At 45.8% G+C, this 17,533-nt stretch carries 16 protein-coding genes; 9 read left to right on the top strand and 7 right to left on the bottom strand.

All coding sequences use genetic code 11. The features are described from left to right. Positions 1-7: 7 nt before the first annotated feature. The 3 genes from spoT to gmk form a co-directional block, all read right to left on the bottom strand. The gene (spoT, locus tag ST37_RS08615) at positions 8-2,128 is read right to left on the bottom strand and encodes a bifunctional GTP diphosphokinase/guanosine-3',5'-bis pyrophosphate 3'-pyrophosphohydrolase (RefSeq protein ID WP_084885491.1); all 2,121 of its coding nucleotides are present in this window, start codon (positions 2,126-2,128) and stop codon (positions 8-10) included. Between the two features lie 39 nt (positions 2,129-2,167). Beyond that, positions 2,168-2,440, bottom strand: coding sequence for a DNA-directed RNA polymerase subunit omega (rpoZ, locus tag ST37_RS08610; protein ID WP_084885489.1), 273 nt, complete (start codon positions 2,438-2,440; stop codon positions 2,168-2,170). Between the two features lie 134 nt (positions 2,441-2,574). Next, positions 2,575-3,198, bottom strand: a complete 624-nt coding sequence (gene gmk, locus ST37_RS08605) for a guanylate kinase (protein ID WP_084885487.1) — start codon at positions 3,196-3,198, stop codon at positions 2,575-2,577. Between the two features lie 519 nt (positions 3,199-3,717). Here gmk and ST37_RS08600 point away from each other — a divergent pair. After that, positions 3,718-4,725: a porin gene (locus tag ST37_RS08600; RefSeq protein WP_084885486.1), complete on the top strand. Its 1,008-nt coding sequence runs from the start codon at positions 3,718-3,720 to the stop codon at positions 4,723-4,725. Positions 4,726-4,805: 80 nt separating this feature from the next. On the opposite strand, the gene ST37_RS08595 is transcribed toward ST37_RS08600, so the two are convergent. After that, on the bottom strand, positions 4,806-5,681 hold the full coding sequence (locus ST37_RS08595; RefSeq protein WP_084885484.1) for an EamA family transporter: 876 nt from the start codon (positions 5,679-5,681) through the stop codon (positions 4,806-4,808). Positions 5,682-5,761: 80 nt separating this feature from the next. Then, entirely contained in the window at positions 5,762-7,105 is a 1,344-nt protein-coding gene (locus ST37_RS08590; RefSeq protein ID WP_084885482.1) for an MATE family efflux transporter, read from the bottom strand. A 245-nt stretch (positions 7,106-7,350) separates the two neighbouring features. Here ST37_RS08590 and ST37_RS08585 point away from each other — a divergent pair, with 245 nt between their 5' ends. Both ST37_RS08585 and groL read left to right on the top strand, forming a co-directional pair. Then, on the top strand, positions 7,351-7,641 hold the full coding sequence (locus tag ST37_RS08585; protein ID WP_084885480.1) for a co-chaperone GroES: 291 nt from the start codon (positions 7,351-7,353) through the stop codon (positions 7,639-7,641). Between the two features lie 43 nt (positions 7,642-7,684). Continuing rightward, positions 7,685-9,334: a chaperonin GroEL gene (gene groL, locus ST37_RS08580; protein ID WP_084885478.1), complete on the top strand. Its 1,650-nt coding sequence runs from the start codon at positions 7,685-7,687 to the stop codon at positions 9,332-9,334. Between the two features lie 106 nt (positions 9,335-9,440). Here the strand turns inward: groL and ST37_RS08575 are convergent, their stop codons facing one another. Further along, positions 9,441-10,580 (bottom strand): peptidoglycan DD-metalloendopeptidase family protein, encoded by a 1,140-nt coding sequence (locus tag ST37_RS08575; RefSeq protein WP_084885476.1) that lies wholly within the window; start codon positions 10,578-10,580, stop codon positions 9,441-9,443. Between the two features lie 60 nt (positions 10,581-10,640). After that, entirely contained in the window at positions 10,641-12,179 is a 1,539-nt protein-coding gene (gene gpmM, locus ST37_RS08570) for a 2,3-bisphosphoglycerate-independent phosphoglycerate mutase (RefSeq protein WP_084885475.1), read from the bottom strand. Positions 12,180-12,499: 320 nt separating this feature from the next. Between gpmM and ST37_RS08565 the strand changes: the two genes are divergently transcribed. The 6 genes from ST37_RS08565 to ST37_RS08540 all read left to right on the top strand — a co-directional run bounded on the left by ST37_RS08565 (position 12,500) and on the right by ST37_RS08540 (position 17,489). Beyond that, on the top strand, positions 12,500-12,940 hold the full coding sequence (locus tag ST37_RS08565) for a rhodanese-like domain-containing protein (protein WP_084885473.1): 441 nt from the start codon (positions 12,500-12,502) through the stop codon (positions 12,938-12,940). A 58-nt stretch (positions 12,941-12,998) separates the two neighbouring features. After that, complete coding sequence (gene secB / locus ST37_RS08560; RefSeq protein ID WP_084885471.1) at positions 12,999-13,466, top strand: protein-export chaperone SecB; 468 nt, start codon at positions 12,999-13,001, stop codon at positions 13,464-13,466. 95 nt (positions 13,467-13,561) lie between these two features. Next, positions 13,562-14,587, top strand: a complete 1,026-nt coding sequence (gene gpsA / locus ST37_RS08555; RefSeq protein WP_277922139.1) for an NAD(P)H-dependent glycerol-3-phosphate dehydrogenase — start codon at positions 13,562-13,564, stop codon at positions 14,585-14,587. 83 nt (positions 14,588-14,670) lie between these two features. Continuing rightward, positions 14,671-15,486: a serine O-acetyltransferase gene (gene cysE, locus ST37_RS08550; RefSeq protein ID WP_084885525.1), complete on the top strand. Its 816-nt coding sequence runs from the start codon at positions 14,671-14,673 to the stop codon at positions 15,484-15,486. An 83-nt stretch (positions 15,487-15,569) separates the two neighbouring features. Beyond that, on the top strand, positions 15,570-16,736 hold the full coding sequence (locus ST37_RS08545; RefSeq protein WP_084885469.1) for a nucleotide sugar dehydrogenase: 1,167 nt from the start codon (positions 15,570-15,572) through the stop codon (positions 16,734-16,736). 117 nt (positions 16,737-16,853) lie between these two features. Next, the gene (locus ST37_RS08540; protein ID WP_084885467.1) at positions 16,854-17,489 is read left to right on the top strand and encodes a TetR/AcrR family transcriptional regulator; all 636 of its coding nucleotides are present in this window, start codon (positions 16,854-16,856) and stop codon (positions 17,487-17,489) included. Positions 17,490-17,533 lie beyond the last annotated feature (44 nt).

Below are 17,533 nucleotides of genomic sequence, written 5' to 3'. Positions count from 1 at the left end.
TTATAAGTTAACGTTTTCTTCGTTTGACTCTAAGTACTTGTGGCATCACTCGTATTTTTCTTACGATGCCAGCGAGGTGTACACGGTCTTTCGTGGTCAATGAGACATTTACTGCATACAAACGGCCGTCTTTCTCTTCTGTCGAAATACCATGTATGTTCGAGCCAGTACGAGAAATGACGTTCGTTAATGCTGCTAATGCACCCTGCGAGTTTTGCATGTCGACTTGCAGTTCGGTGATAAACTCCTGCTCGTGTTCATCAGACCATTGCACTGCCATGTATTTGTCTGGCTCTTTTTGGTAGCCACGAATATTTGGGCAGGTCTCAACGTGAACGACAAGACCGCGTCCAGGCGAGACATGTGCAACAATATGATCACCTGGAATAGGGTGACAACAGTTAGCGTATGTCAGCAAAATCCCATCGGCACCTTTGATCGATAGCTTCTTATCAGAGCGTTTCTCAACAGAACTGGTTTCGGTCAGTTCGTCAGCATCACCAAGCAAGCGACGTGCGATGACAATACTCATCAGCTCACCCAAACCAATCGCAGCAAGCATATCGTCTACTGACTCAAGCTTGAGCTCGGTAAGCACGTGATCCAGGTTTTGTGGATAAACCGAATCAATGTTGTGGCGTCCCAATGCATGATTAAGTAGACGACGGCCCAACATAATAGACTCGTCACGACGCATGGTTTTGAGCACTTGACGAATTTTAGCTCGGGCTCTAGAGGTCACCACATAGTTAAGCCAAGCTGCGTTAGGTCGAGCGCCTGGAGCCGAGATAATCTCAACTGTTTGGCCATTTTTAAGCGCTTTGCTCAGTGGGTAAGGGTTTCGATCAACACGCGCACCGACACAGGTATTACCGACATCGGTATGTACCGCATAAGCGAAGTCTACCGCTGTTGCACCAACCGGCATTTCAACGATGCGACCTTTTGGTGTGAATACGTAAATCTCGTCCGGGAACAGATCCGACTTTACGTTTTCAATAAATTCAAATGAGTTGCCGGCACTTTGTTGTAGCTCGAGTAAGCTTTGCATCCAGCGCTGCGCTTTTATTTGCGCGGTGGTACCAGTGCGATCGGAGTTGCTCTTATACGACCAATGCGCGGCGACACCTTTGTCAGCCATTTGATCCATATCTTCGGTTCGAATTTGAACCTCGACAGGAACACCGTGTGGCCCAACCATTGAGGTGTGGATAGACTGGTATCCATTCGCTTTTGGTACGGCAATGTAGTCTTTCATCCGTCCGGGACGCGGCTTATATAGGCTGTGGACTTGGCCGAGTACTCGATAGCAGGTGTCTGCGGTATCAACAATGACACGAAAAGCATAGATGTCCATAATGGTATGGAATCGCTGCTCTTTGGTCTTCATTTTATTGTAGATAGAGAACAGGTTTTTCTCTCGCCCCACCACTTTTGCATTTAAACCGCATTCAGCCAATCGCCCTTCCAGCTCAGAGTGAATTCGAGCAATCATCTCTTTGCGGTTGCCACGTGCCGTTTTCACTACTTCTTTAAGTACGCGATAACGATTTGGGTATAAGGCTTCAAAACCGAGCTCTTCGAGTTCGCTTTTAATGTTATGGATGCCTAAACGATGGGCCAGTGGAGAGTAAATTTCGAGAGTTTCGCGAGCAATGCGGCGACGTTTGTCTGGGCGCAGTGCACCTAGCGTACGCATATTATGTGTACGGTCGGCTAGTTTGATCAATATGACGCGAATATCTTGTACCATGGCCAAAACCATCTTGCGAAAGTTTTCCGCTTGGGCTTCTTTACGGTCACGAAATTTAAGTTTGTCTAGCTTAGAGACACCATCAACCAATTCGGCTACCGCCGTTCCAAACTGCTCTTGCAATTCTTCTTTGGTGACTTCGGTATCTTCAATGACATCGTGCAATAGGGCGGCTTGCAGCGTTTCGAGGTCGAGACGCATCTCGGCAAGGATCCGTGCCACTGCGACAGGGTGGATGATGTAAGGTTCACCGCTGGAGCGGGTCTGACCTTCGTGAGCGTCCTTTGCTACCACATAAGATTGACGCAGAGCCTCAACTTGAGGCTCTGAGAGATAGTCTTGGGCAACATCTTTTAGGCTATCGAATAGATACAAACTAAGGCCTTAACTATGTTGTCTTAAAGTATGGTCGGATTAGTGCCCGTGAGTAATGCTGCTTACAGCGGCCAGTTCTGCGGCTTCTTGCTCTTGCTGCTCTTGGCGCTCACGTGCGTCTAAAATGTCTTTTGTGATAAGACCTTCTTCGATTTCGCGTAGTGCGATAACCGTTGGCTTATCATTCTCTTCAGGCACCAATGAATCTTTTCCACCAGTTTGCATCTGACGTGCGCGACGAGCAGAGATCAAAACAAGATCGAAACGGTTACCAACTTTTTCTACAGCGTCTTGAACGGTTACGCGTGCCATGAGAACTCCAAAATTTGATTAATTTACAGGTTGACGGGAAATTATACTCACTTCACAGTAATTCTGCTAGTCATTTGCTAATGAATCTAACTCGCTTTGGTGTTGTGATTGTCTTTTTTAAGATTGTCTATCGCTTATTCTGAAAGCAGTGCTGTAAGCATTCCGCTATATTTCGCTGCTTGTTTGTCTTGTTTCAGACGTTCAGCACGGATCACAGCTTTAAGATCGACCAAAGCAGAATCAAAGTCATCGTTAACAATCACATAATCATATTCATGGAAATGAGACATCTCTGATTTTGCTTCGCTCATGCGCTTGGCAATCACGTCATCACTATCTTGCCCACGAACGTTAAGTCTACGCTCAAGCTCTCCGTTCGATGGAGGAAGAATAAAAATACTTTTTGCTGCCGGCATTTGCTCACGAATCTGTCGAGCACCTTGCCAATCGATATCTAAAAATACATCGATGCCACGTTCAAGGTTCTCTTCAATCCATATGCGTGAGGTGCCGTAAAAGTTACCGAACACTTCTGCGTACTCAAGAAAGCTGTTTTCTTTTATTAAGGCTTTGAAACTGTCTTTCTCTATAAAGTGATAGTGCTGACCATCAACTTCACCAGGGCGAGCTGCGCGGGTGGTATGTGAGACAGACACTTTCATATCATAAGTTGGATTAGTCTCTAATAGAGCCGATATTAGACTGGATTTTCCGGCGCCGCTCGGGGCCGATACGATATAGAGAGTACCTTTGCTCATGAAATGTTCCACTTAACTAACTGTTGTTTGAAACTGCACGTCAATATGGCGAGCCAAATGACACAAGCAGTTTTGAAAAGTTGCGCAGCATACCACGCACATCAATGTTATCACATATTGAATTACTCAAGTTAGCGCACAAATTGAACGCCTTCTTTGGTTTTTACTCTCTATTGTCATGACAGTGTTAGGAAAAATTTGACGCTGTTCACTTTCATTTTAGAACGGTGATTTTGGGAATTTTTTATAACTCTGTTTTTTTTAGAGATCCAGCAACGCCTTGTTAGAGCTGATTTACAATTAAACGCATTTAGTTTCAGGTTGTTACATGTGTTGCACTTAGCTTTTATATTGCTTTATTTATTTCTTTTATTTTTTTTGTTGGGTTGTAACGAGGTGTTTCATAGTGTGTCTGTGGCACTGAGGGGCACTCTGAGAGCTTAAAAGCATCTAATAGGCCATCACGGCACTTCAGATAGAAAAATAATTTTATACCAATCCAACAGTAGGATAACCATAATGAAAAAATTAGCTCTAGCTATCGCAGCGGTACTTGCATCTGGCGCAGCATTTGCAGAAACAGCTTCAACGGACATCTCAGATCTTTCGTCTACTGCTGACGCGCCAAATAACCTTTATGACTTCATCGACAACGATAAGTTAAGCGGTGTGGCTTACGGTGGTGCTGAACTGGGTATGGATGTTCTACTTGGCGATCAAGAAGGCAGCATGGCTCACTGGGATATGTTTAAAGTGGGTGCTGACTTTACTTACGCGTACTCTGAAAGCCTTTCATTCTTGATTGGTGGTGAAGCTCGCTACGCATGGGGTGGCGTCGATAGACTTGACGCAGTCAACTATGTTGATCGTTTTCAATTTGGTATCGAAACTGTTGCCGGTAAAACAACTTGGGGTAAACAGTGTGGTATCGCCGATGTCTACCTTGGCTTTGCTGATATCTCTAAAGAGCACGGTCTAGGCGCTGAAGCTGATGAAGTCGCTTGTACAGAAGAGCAGCTTAACCATCACTACTTTGGTAACAACTTCGATATCGGTGCAGCATACGAGCACACGACGGATGCATGGGCGCTAGGCGGTTCGTACACAGTAGGACCTGTTGTGATTGGTGGTACGTTTGTTGACATCGGTAAAGGCGAGCACTCGGTTGCAGGCGTAGACCACGGTGAGTCAGTTTATACTCTTGGTGCGGTTGTGGTACTGGACAAATTTAACGTAGCGGCTAAATACGCGTACGGTGAAGCTGAGACTGGTGCAGAGACTGAAGAAGTGGCTGGTTATGCACTTGGTGTTGCTTATCAAGCAACGACAAACCTTTCTCTAGCAGCGACTTACAACAACGAAGATTACAATGATGCATACGCAGCAGTAATGAACACGGACTCAGATGACTGGTTCACTCTTGGTGCATCATACCGTCTAAACGAGCACATTGAACTTGTAACAGATTACAAAGTGGCGTCTGAGCAAGACGACAAGCTATTCCTACGCGCGAACGTTTCGTTGTAAGAATCTGCTGACCTTTTTTCTCAGTGAATCATGGATGATGCAATACGAGCGGCTTGGGCCGCTCGTTTTGTATTTGGCCTTTATTGAAGCATAACTAGCATCGCCGCTATGGCAATTAAGATTAGCCCAATGATGTCTTTCCTAGCCACTTTTTGCCCTAACCAAAAGGTGGATATTAGTAAAGTGAACAGCACTTCAATTTGACCTAAGGTTTTCACGTACGGCACAGCTTGCAGCGACATCGCACTAAACCAGCCTAATGAGCCAATACAACTGGTAAAACTGGTCGCTACGGTGTAGCGAGAATGCGCTCGTAAATCCTGCATGGTGTTAGGTTCACGTTTTAATATGTAAATCAGCAGCATCAGCGTTTGCAATGAAATCACCACAAACAGCACCCAAGCGGCCCGATGCGGAAAAGGCAAGCTCAGGTTCAATGATGCTTCCCTGATCCAAAGTGAAGTGATGGCAAATGATCCACCGCAAGCTAGGCCGATAAACAGTGTTTTATAAGATAGAGACTGAATGCCTCGTCCTGCGCTCAAGATAAATACCGCAATTCCGCCTATCAATACCCCAATCCAGCCCATGATCGTCAGCGCAGTGCCAAAAAAGAGTAATCCCAGTATAGCGGCAACTAAGGCTTCGCTCTTTGCAAGACCTGCGCCTATGGCGTAGTTTTTTTGTTGGAACAGCTTAACCATTAAGGCCGTCGCGACAATTTGCATGACCGACGCACCGACAATAAAACCGACACCTTTAAGAGTGACGTTGGGTAAGGGGACAGGCTCAATCCAATATAGAATCATTAGATAGAGTAAGGCGATGGGACTTGCCCAGAGAAAGCGCGCTAACGTAACACCCGCAACACTGACATGATCGCTCAACTTACTTTGTAAAGCATTGCGCCAAGACTGCATAAAAGCGGCGAGAAGGGTAAAGCCAATCCATTCCATGGTCGAGCCTAAGTAATCAACAAGGCCTTACTATTGATTCATCGTTGATAGAAAGCAAGTTTCGCGTCAATAAGCGTTCATTAACTGTCTGAGGATAAAGTGGCTTCTCGGGTTTGAGTCGCTTCCTTATACGCCAATACTCCACCGGCAATGTTGCCCATGGTCAGCCCTACAAATAGCCCTTCAACACCCCAAATAAATGAAAACAGCAGTGCGAGTGGCAGAGTAAATACAAACAAGCGTAATAAGCTCCACTTAAGAGCGTTGAGAGGTTGATGCAAAGAGTTAAAGGTGCTGACGACCATCATCATGATCCCTTGAAATCCATAACTGACCGGAACTAACACAAGGTATAACCAAAGGTAATCAGCGACCGCCTCATCGCTGGTGAACAGCGTAGTAAAGCTGCTACTGAGCGGGACCATTACAATAAACACAAACAGTTGAAATAGTACTGAGAATCGCATTGCCATAAACAAGCCATCAAAGCTGCGTTTATCATTTCCAGCCCCAAAATTTTGAGCCATATATGGATTAAGCACGGAGTTTAACGCCATGGTGGCAAGCAACAGGACTGACTCGATGCGTTGCGCGGCACCATAGGCAGCAATGGCGGCAATACCGTGGCTTGAGATAACTTTCATCAATATAGCCGTGGAAAGTGGGGCTAGGGCGTTAGACAGTGCAGCAGGTGTGCCTAACTTTAAGATATTGAAGCCATCTTGCACTACATACAGTGGGTTGGGGAAAGTGAGCAGTTTTTCACGACGAACTAATATTGTTAGAGACCAAATAACGGCAATCAACCAACTGATGGCACTGGCTATGGCAGCCCCCATCATGCCGTACCCGTCAAATGAACCAACCCCAAAAATCAGCAAAGGATCAAATATAGCATTGACCATGGCGGCGACCATCATGATCTGCGCGGGTGTTTTAGTGTCGCCAGTAGCTCGTATCGCGGCATTGCCTGTCATTGGGATCACCAGCAATGGAATGGTGGCAAAAAACACCAACATATATTCCCGAATTAGGGGAATAAGAGCAAACTCCGCGCCCAGAGCGATAAATAAATTGTCGTGGTAGGTAAAGCCAAAATAGGAGGCAATGATCACCAATCCAACGGCGAGTAAAATCCCGTGACTGGAATAACGAGCCGCTACAGCATGATCACCTCTGCCTAAGTTGCGACCCACGTAGGTGGATAAACCAAGCCCCACGCCCATGGTAATACTGTTGATCCCAAACGTGACGGGAAAGGTGTAGCTGATCGCCGCCAGCGCTTCGGTACCGAGCAGCGAGATGAAATAGGCATCGACTAAGTTCATCAATAGGATGGCTACGATACCAAACATCATCGGTATCGTTTTATGGGTTAGCACCTGCCCTATGGGAGCCGTGAGTAAACTTTGGTTGTCGCGCATCACACCTAGCCGAGTTTCCTTTAGCCAAACAGAATACAAGGTTGCGGCAATGATGCACAGAGAAAACCACGGACGTGCTGACCCAAACAGGCTCCAATACTGACTAGCATTTGAATTCAGTCACAAAATTTTAATGGTTGCGCCCTTGGGTTCACTGAAAGCGACCCCACATAGTCTACATACTATGATCGCACAGGCTGTGTGGATCACCCTTAAAAACGAAGAGCAATCAGGAGAATTGACCAATGAACATTCGTCCTTTACACGACCGAGTAATCGTTGAACGCCAAGAAGTAGAATCTAAGTCTGCTGGCGGCATTGTACTTACCGGTTCTGCCGCGGAAAAATCGACTCGCGGTGTTGTGCTAGCAACCGGCAAAGGCCGTATTCTAGAGAACGGAACTGTTCAGCCACTGGATGTAAAAGTTGGCGACACCGTAATCTTCTCAGAAGGCTACGGCACCAAAACAGAAAAAATTGACGGCAAAGAAGTGCTGATCCTATCTGAAGGCGACATTCTCGCAATCGTAGAATAATCTCGCCCATCCACGGTTTAATAAGAATTTAAAGGAATTGATCATGGCTGCTAAAGACGTGAAATTTGGTAACGACGCTCGCATCAGAATGCTTGAGGGCGTAAATGTATTGGCTGACGCGGTAAAAGTAACGCTGGGTCCTAAAGGCCGTAATGTTGTCCTAGATAAGTCATTTGGTGCACCGACTATCACTAAAGATGGTGTATCAGTGGCACGCGAAATTGAACTGGAAGACAAATTCCAGAACATGGGCGCGCAAATGGTAAAAGAAGTAGCATCACAAGCTAACGATGCTGCCGGTGACGGAACAACCACTGCGACCGTACTTGCGCAGTCTATTATCACTGAAGGCTTAAAAGCGGTTGCTGCCGGCATGAACCCAATGGATCTTAAGCGCGGCATCGACAAAGCCGTTATCGCTGCTGTTGAAGAACTGAAAGGTTTGTCTGAACCATGTGCCGATACCAAAGCTATTGCCCAAGTTGGTACTATTTCAGCGAACTCTGATGCAACTGTTGGTAACATCATTGCTGAAGCGATGGAAAAAGTAGGTCGTGACGGTGTTATCACTGTTGAAGAAGGTCAAGCACTGCAAGACGAGCTTGATGTAGTAGAAGGTATGCAGTTTGATCGCGGTTACCTATCGCCTTACTTCATCAACAACCAAGAAGCGGGCTCTGTTGACCTAGAAAACCCATTTATCCTTCTTATCGACAAGAAAGTATCAAACATCCGTGAGCTACTTCCAACACTAGAAGCGGTTGCTAAAGCATCGCGTCCACTGCTTATCATTGCAGAAGACGTTGAAGGTGAAGCGCTAGCGACATTGGTTGTGAATAACATGCGCGGCATCGTTAAAGTAGCGGCTGTTAAAGCACCAGGCTTTGGCGATCGTCGCAAAGCTATGCTGCAAGACATTGCGGTATTGACTGGCGGCACCGTAATTTCTGAAGAAGTTGGTCTAGAGCTTGAGAAAGTGACTCTTGAAGATCTTGGCCAAGCGAAGCGTGTGAGCATCACTAAAGAAAACACCACCATCATCGATGGCACTGGTGAAGAAGCGATGATCCAAGGTCGTGTTGCTCAAATCCGTGGTCAAATCGAAGAAGCGACTTCGGATTACGACAAAGAAAAACTTCAAGAGCGCGTTGCAAAACTTGCTGGCGGTGTTGCCGTTATCAAAGTAGGCGCAGCGACTGAAGTTGAAATGAAAGAGAAGAAAGACCGCGTAGAAGACGCACTTCACGCAACTCGCGCCGCTGTTGAAGAAGGTGTGGTTGCTGGTGGTGGTGTTGCTCTTATCCGCGCTGCATCTAAGATTGTTGACCTTCAAGGTGACAACGAAGAGCAAAACGTAGGTATTCGCCTTGCACTTCGTGCGATGGAAGCTCCGCTTCGTCAAATCGCATACAACTCTGGTGACGAAGAGTCTGTTGTTGCTAACAATGTTAAAGCGGGCGACGGAAGCTACGGCTACAATGCTGCAACTGGTGGCTACGGCGACATGCTTGAGATGGGTATTCTTGATCCAACGAAAGTAACGCGCAGTGCACTACAGTTTGCGGCATCGGTTGCGGGTCTTATGATCACCACCGAAGCGATGATCACTGACCTTCCGCAAGGCGACGCACCAGCGATGCCTGACATGGGCGGAATGGGCGGTGGCATGGGTGGCATGCCTGGAATGATGTAATCATTCGACCCTCGTTGAAAAGCCGAAGCATGTGCTTCGGCTTTTTTGTGTGCGTTAATTAAGAACGTAATCTATCCCATTCTAAGGGAGACCTTAGGACAGAGCGCTATTGCAACCACTGTGTAGGGTTTTGCGTTTTACTGTTACGCCTTACTTCGAAGTAGAGCGAAGGACGCGTTTGACCACCTGTATCACCCACCAAAGCGATGGTTTCGCCGGCTGTGACCTTATCGCCTTCTTTTTTGGTGAGCACTTGATTATAACCATAGAGCGTCATATCTCCTTTGCCATGGTCAAGCAGTACCACTAGACCGTAGCCTCGTAAATATTCTGCAAACACCACGGTCCCCGAATAGACCGCTTTCACCGGTTGTTCGTATTTGCCGTCAATGACAATGCCTTTTAGATTGACCTGTCCCTCTAGGTTACTTCCATAGCGTTGTAAGACGTTTCCTTTTACAGGCCAAGGCAGTTTTCCTTTGTAGCGCGCTAATCCGTCCATTGGCACAGCATTACGTTTCGCCGCTTTTGCAATTTCTGCTTTTAGGCGCGTTTCATTACGTTGTAGCTCGGCCAACTGTGTTTTGCTGCCAGAGATGGTTTTGCTGATTTTACTGACCGTCGACTTTCTGGCTTGTTGCGAGTTACGTAATTTGTCGCGCTCGCTGGTCTGTTTGGCCAGTAGCGTCTGAATTTGCTGCTGCTCATTGATCAGCTGTTTGTTCTTCGCCTCTAAACTGGCTTCGGTTTGTTCAAGCTCTGAGATGGCTTTTGCGCGGGCTTTTGCCAAGTGCTGATAATAGTAGCTGAGTCGCTGTGCTTCTGGAGACTGGTCGCCGTTCCACATTTGCGTGGCACTTTTTCCGTGCTGCTGGGTCGCATAAAACGTACTCAATAGCCTTTCTAATGTGTCGGTTTGCTGCTGCTTAGTCTGCTCCAAAGTCGCTTTTTGCTGTTCAAACTCATTCAGGTTGCTGTTTGCTTCGGTCAGTTTTTTTTCTGTGGCTTGAATGGACGTCGTCAAAGAAGAGATGGATAACTCCTCTTTCTTAAGCGAGGCTTGCAGTGAGTTCAGCTCTTTTTGTTTGGCTGATAAGCTCTGTTGCTGCTGGCTGATCTGGCTTTTAACGCCCTTAAGCTCTTCTTGTGAGGCCGCCACGTTAGTCGCAGACAGGCATAGCAAAGCGCCAGTGCAAATCACACTGGCGCTTTTTTTCCAATTTGATGCTGTTTTGAACAGATCCATCTAAACAACCGCCAAAAAAAGGAGCGCATAGAGCGCCCCTTTGTTATCTCTTAATTGGCATTATTTCAGATTTACAATAACCTGACCAGACATCTCGGCTGGGATTTCCATATCTGTTAGGCTTAGCATGGTTGGAGCTAAGTCAGACAATTTGCCACCTTCAACAAATTCCAGTTCGCGGTTACCGACGTAAACTAGCGGTACTGGTAGGTTAGTGTGCGCGGTATGGATACCACCTGTTTCTGGGTCAACCATCATTTCTGCGTTACCGTGGTCAGCAGTGATAAGCAATTGACCATCCACTTCTTTAATCGCTTCAACAACTTTACCAACACAAGCATCAACAGCTTCAATTGCTTCGCGAGCCGCTTCGTAAACGCCAGTATGACCTACCATGTCTGGGTTCGGGTAGTTACAGATAATGGTGTCGTATTTGCCAGACTTGATAGCCGCAACCATTTTTTCAGTCAGTTCTTCAGAGCTCATCTCTGGCTGAAGATCGTAAGTCGCTACTTTTGGCGAAGCAACCAATTGGCGCTCTTCACCAGCAAACTCGTCTTCTTTACCACCGTTGAAGAAGAACGTAACGTGCGCGTACTTTTCAGTTTCTGAAATACGTAGCTGAGTTTTACCTTGCTTAGATAACCACTCACCGTAAGTATTTTCTAGTGATGCTGGCGGGAACGCGATAGCAAGAGGGATGTCTGCAGCGTATTGCGTGAGCATCACAAAGTTACATGCAGGGAATACTTTACGCTCAAAGCCATCAAATGATGGAACGAAAGTGCGTGTGATTTGGCGAGCACGGTCAGCGCGGTAGTTCATAAAGATTACAGCATCACCGTCAACGATAGCAGCATCAGCTTGATCGTCAGTTTTTAGTACAGTGGCTTTTACGAACTCATCATTTTCGTCACGTGCGTAAGCGGCTTCTAAGCCAGCAACTGCAGAATCGTACGTGAATTCGCCTTTGCCTTGAGTCAGCAAATCGTAAGCAACTTCAACGCGATCCCAGTTATTGTCACGGTCCATTGCGTAGTAACGACCAACAAGCGACGCGGTGCGACCTTTACCTAGTTTGGCAAACAGTTCATCGAAACGTTTAAGCGAGTTTTCTGCGCTGCGTGGTGGTGTATCACGTCCATCTAGGAAGCAGTGTAGGTAGATATTTTCGGCACCGCGTTCTGCAGCCATTTCGATAGCTGCGTAAATGTGGTCTTCGTGAGAGTGAACACCACCAGGAGACATGAGTCCCATGATGTGTACAGCTTTACCTGCTTTAATCGCGTTATCCATTGCTTCTACAAGCGCTGGCGTCGTTGCAAATTCGTTGTCGGCAATAGACTTAGTGATTCGAGTAAGATCTTGGTAAACCACGCGGCCCGCACCAATATTGGTGTGGCCAACTTCAGAGTTACCCATTTGGCCGTCAGGAAGACCTACATCCATACCAGACGCAGAGATTAGCGTATTTGGTTGGTTTGCAAATAGACCGTCCAATACAGGAGTGTTAGCGTTAGCGATGGCGTTGTTTTGCGAATCTTCGCGATGACCGTAACCATCTAGGATCACGAGCGCCATTGGCTTCTTGTTAGACATAGTTTAAAACCTCAAATCAAATCACTAGTAAAGTAAATTATCGTAATTTTACTACAAAAAGTAACCAATGTAGTGAGCTAAGATCAATAAATTGAATAGGCAATGCCTATTATGTTGAAAGAAATAGTCAAATCGATCAATTTCGTTAAGCAGTGAACAAAAGAATAGTTACAGTCGACCTGATGTGCAATATATGCTGAATAAGTCGACATTGGTCTCACAATCCGAGCGTTATTCAATAAACGTCGATTGCACCGCTTTACCTGAAACCGCTATACTTGCCCCTTTCCTATCGTAGTAACCGAATAAGAGTACGCAAAATGCAAGACATTATCCCTTTCGTTCAACAGAACTTAATCATGTCGTTGATCTGGGTAGGTGTGTTTATCGCGCTTATTGCAAATATTGTGAAAACCAGAACAGCACAATACAAAGAAGTGGATACCGCTGAAGTGACTCAGCTAATTAACCGCGAACAAGGGATAGTGGTCGATATTCGCTCGGCAGACGAATTTAAATCGGGCCACATTACTGACGCAGTTCACATTTTGCCATCAGACATCAAAGCAAATAACTTTGGTAAGCTTGAAAGCCAAAAATCAAACCCAATGATTGTGGTATGTAAAACAGGTCAAACTGCAGTAGACATTGCCAACCATATGGCGGGTGCTGGGTTTGAGAATGTTCACGTACTGAAAAACGGCATCGCCTCATGGAGCGAAGCTAACTTGCCACTGATTCGTAGCAAGAAGAAAAAATAGTACCCATACATAGCATTCAATTAACGCGAACGAATTTAATTATTAAAGGACCCTTGTCATGGCTGAAGCAGCAACTCAAGACAACCAAAACTTCACAATTCAACGTATCTTCCTTAAAGATGTTTCATTTGAAACGCCTAACTCTCCAGAGATCTTCCAAAAAGAGTGGCAACCAGATGTAAACCTAGACCTTGATACCAAAAGCCGTGAACTAGGTGAAAACGTATACGAAGTCATTCTACGTCTTACAGTGACTGTAAAGAACGACAACGACACTGCTTTCCTATGTGAAGTGCAACAAGGTGGTATCTTCTCTGCTGAAGGTATGGAAGCAGGCCAATTGGCTCATTGCCTAGGTGCATTCTGCCCGAATATCCTATTCCCGTACGCGCGTGAAACCATTTCTAGCCTTGTGGTTAAAGGTACGTTCCCACAATTGAACCTAGCGCCTGTTAACTTTGATGCGCTGTTCATGAACTACCTTCAAAGCCAAGCAAAACAAAAAGAAGGTCAAGCGGACGCTTAATCGCACCACTTAACTGATTGATGAAGAATGCACATCATCTCAATATGAGGTAATGTGCATTTTGTTTTTCTACTCTCCAAAAGGCAGGAATGGCAATGGTTGAGAAAGTCTCTGTTCATACTAATGTATCGATGACGGTAATTGGTGCAGGTTCATACGGCACATCGCTGGCAATTTCGTTGGCTCGAAATGGCGCTAATGTGGTGCTATGGGGTCACGAAGCGGAGCACATGCAGAAATTGCAAGACGCGCGCATGAATGAAGAGTTTTTGCCCGGAATTACCTTTCCAGAGTCGCTTATTATCGAGTCCGATCTCTCTACAGCAGTCGCATCTTGTGATGATCTGTTGGTGGTTGTCCCAAGCCACGTGTTTGGCATTGTGCTTAACAGCCTAAAACCTCACCTAACGCCTTCACATCGGATTTGCTGGGCGACAAAGGGCCTTGAGCCTGAAACAGGCCGATTGCTGCGTGACGTTGCCCATGATGTTATTGGGCAGGACTATCCGCTTGCGGTTTTATCGGGGCCAACCTTTGCAAAAGAACTCGCGGCTGGAATGCCAACGGCTATCTCTGTTGCGTCATCGGACTGTGACTATGCCTTAGAATTACAGAATAAAATTCACTGCGGAAAGACCTTTAGAGTGTACGCGAACGATGACTTCATCGGTATGCAGCTAGGGGGCGCAGTGAAAAACGTGATTGCAATTGGCGCCGGAATGTCGGATGGCATTGGGTTTGGTGCTAATGCGCGAACTGCATTGATTACCCGCGGCCTGGCTGAAATGACTCGACTTGGCACGGCATTAGGAGCAAAACCTGAAACGTTCATGGGAATGGCGGGACTGGGTGATCTAGTCTTAACTTGTACTGACAATCAGTCTCGAAATCGACGATTTGGTCTGGCCCTAGGGCAGGGTAAAGACGTGGATACTGCGCAAACTGAAATTGGGCAAGTGGTAGAAGGCTATCGAAACACAAAAGAAGTGTGGCTTTTGGCCAATCGCATGGGAGTAGAGATGCCAATCGTCGAGCAAATCTATCAAGTGTTGTATGGTGACAAAGACGCGCGTCAAGCTGCGCAAGATCTATTAGCGCGCGACAAAAAGGCAGAACGCTAAGTCAAATCTGATGGTAAGGGAGGCGATTCGTGACTCAAGGTGATAAAAAACAGCCGAATAACTGCTCCGAGTCGAAGCAGTTATTGTGTGAGAAAGATAAAGTTTGGAACGAAGTGGTAAAAGAAGCTCGTGAAATGACCGAGCAAGAGCCCATGCTGGCGAGCTTTTATCATGCGACCATCATTAATCATGACAGTTTAGGTAGCGCCCTAAGCTATATACTCGCCAACAAATTGAAAACGGCATCAATGCCCGCCATGGCTGTTCGAGAAGTGATTGAGCAGGCATTCGATGCGGACCCAAGCATTACAGCTTCTGCTGCGTGTGATATTTGCGCCACCGTATACCGCGATCCGGCCGTAGAAAAGTACTCAATACCTCTTCTTTATCTAAAAGGCTATCACGCCCTGCAAGGTTATCGTGTTGCTAATTGGCTGTGGAACAACGGCCGATTTGCATTGGCGACCTACCTGCAAAACCAGATCTCTGTCGCTTGTCAGGTGGATGTTCATCCTGCTGCTAAAATTGGCAAAGGCATTATGTTTGACCACGCAACCGGTATTGTCATTGGTGAAACCGCAGTGGTAGAAGATGATGTGTCCATCTTGCAAGATGTGACTCTAGGGGGAACGGGCAAAGAAGGCGGCGATCGTCACCCTAAAATCCGAGAAGGTGTCATGATTGGAGCAGGGGCGAAAATCTTGGGCAATATTGAAGTGGGACAAGGAGCGAAAATTGGTTCGTGTTCTGTTGTTCTGCAAGCAGTCCCCGCGCATACCACCGTTGCTGGTGTGCCTGCCAAAATAGTTGGGAAACCCAAGTCTGACAAGCCATCACTCGATATGGATCAACAGTTTAATGGACGCTCGCAGCAATTTACTGGCGGTGATGGAATTTAAGCCAGTATCATTTTTAAGGCGCTTTTTTTGGATTAGAATTGCCAAAATACGAATTAATAAAACATTTATAAGAAGATAACGTTATGAAAATTGCAGTTGCAGGTACAGGTTATGTAGGCCTTTCTAATGCGATGCTACTCGCCCAAAATCACCAAGTAGTAGCGCTAGACATTATTCCCGAAAAAGTGGCCATGCTTAATGATAAGCAGTCACCTATTGTAGACACTGAGATTGAGTCCTTTCTAACTACTAAAAAGCTAAACTTTGTAGCGACAACGGATAAAACAGAAGCATACGTGGATGCGCAGTACGTCATTATTGCCACTCCAACAGATTATGACCCCAAGACAAATTATTTTAATACCAGCTCGGTAGAGGCCGTAATTCGTGACGTTATGGAGATCAATCCAGACGCCGTAATGGTTATCAAATCTACGGTTCCTGTCGGTTACACTGAAGATGTAAAGCGACAGCTTGGCTGTGAAAATGTGATGTTTTCCCCTGAATTTTTACGAGAAGGTAAAGCATTATATGACAACCTTTACCCATCCCGTATTATTGTGGGCGAGCAAACAGAGCGAGCTAAAGTGTTTGCCGGCCTACTCGTAGAAGGGGCAATTAAAGAGGACATTGAGGTTCTTTTTGCTAACTCAACCGAAGCTGAAGCGGTGAAGTTATTTTCAAATACTTACTTAGCCCTACGTGTCGCATACTTTAATGAGCTGGACTCTTACGCAGAGGCACTTGGACTCGATTCTCGCCAAATCATAGAAGGCGTTGGATTGGATCCTCGTATCGGCAATCACTACAATAACCCTTCGTTTGGTTATGGCGGATACTGCCTACCTAAAGATACGAAACAGTTGTTAGCCAACTACGAGAGCGTGCCAAATAATATCATCAAAGCCATTGTTGACGCCAACCGTACGCGTAAAGACTTTATTGCCGACTCAATCATGAGTCGCAAACCTCAGGCTGTAGGGATCTATCGTCTTATCATGAAAACCGGATCGGATAACTTCCGCGCATCGTCGGTGCAGGGCATCATGAAGAGACTGAAAGCGAAAGGTATTCCTGTTGTTGTGTATGAGCCGGTATTAGAAGAAGATCACTTTTACTATTCGCCTGTGATACGTGATCTTGATAAGTTTAAGCAAATGAGTGACGTGATTGTGTCTAATCGAATGGTTGAAGAATTAGCAGATGTCGCTGACAAAGTGTACACGCGCGATTTATTTGGTTCAGATTAGCTCATAAATCCATCGTAAAAGACTCGTTTATCGACTCTAGCGGGGTCAGATCTACATAAGTGGATCTGACCCCGCTTTATATTTATACTAATCGGCCAAGTATCAGAAGGTTAAGATATGAAAACGCGCGATAGAATAGTTTTAAAGTCACTCGAGTTGTTTAACGAGCAAGGCGAGCGCAATGTCACTACCAATCATATTGCTGCCCATATGAACATCAGTACTGGGAATCTCTATTACCACTTTAGTAACAAGCAGGAAATCATTCTTGCGATTTACGAACTGTATGAAGGGGAGTTGTTAGAGCGATTTTCACCGCATTATCATCAGCAAGAGAATCTGGCGCTTCTAAAGCACTATTTGGATTCGATCTTTACTTTAATGTGGAAGTATCGTTTTTTCTACGCAAACTTGCCTGAGATTTTGCAACGGGACAGTGCTCTGCATCAGCGTTACATGCGAACCCAAAAAGAGTTAAGTCGCAACTTGCTATCCATTTTGGATTCGTTTCAAAATATGGATCTTGTCACCTTTACAGATATTCAGAAATCGCAACTGTGCGTTAATTTACACATGGTTGCCGTCTCTTGGATAGCGTATCAATCAAGTATGTCGCTCAATATAGAAATCACCCAAAAGGTCATCTATCAGGGCATGCTACAAATGATTTCAATCATCAAACCGTTTGCTACATCATTGGGTAAAGAACAAATGGAATTGTTAGAGGAAGGAATTCAAGTCATGTTGGCTTGATGGCTTCCCTAAAAGTAGAAAAGGGCGCTAAATGCGCCCTTTTT

This window comes from Vibrio sp. qd031 (genome assembly GCF_002100145.1).
GTDB lineage: Bacteria > Pseudomonadota > Gammaproteobacteria > Enterobacterales > Vibrionaceae > Vibrio.
This window is presented reverse-complemented; position numbering and strand designations above follow the sequence as displayed.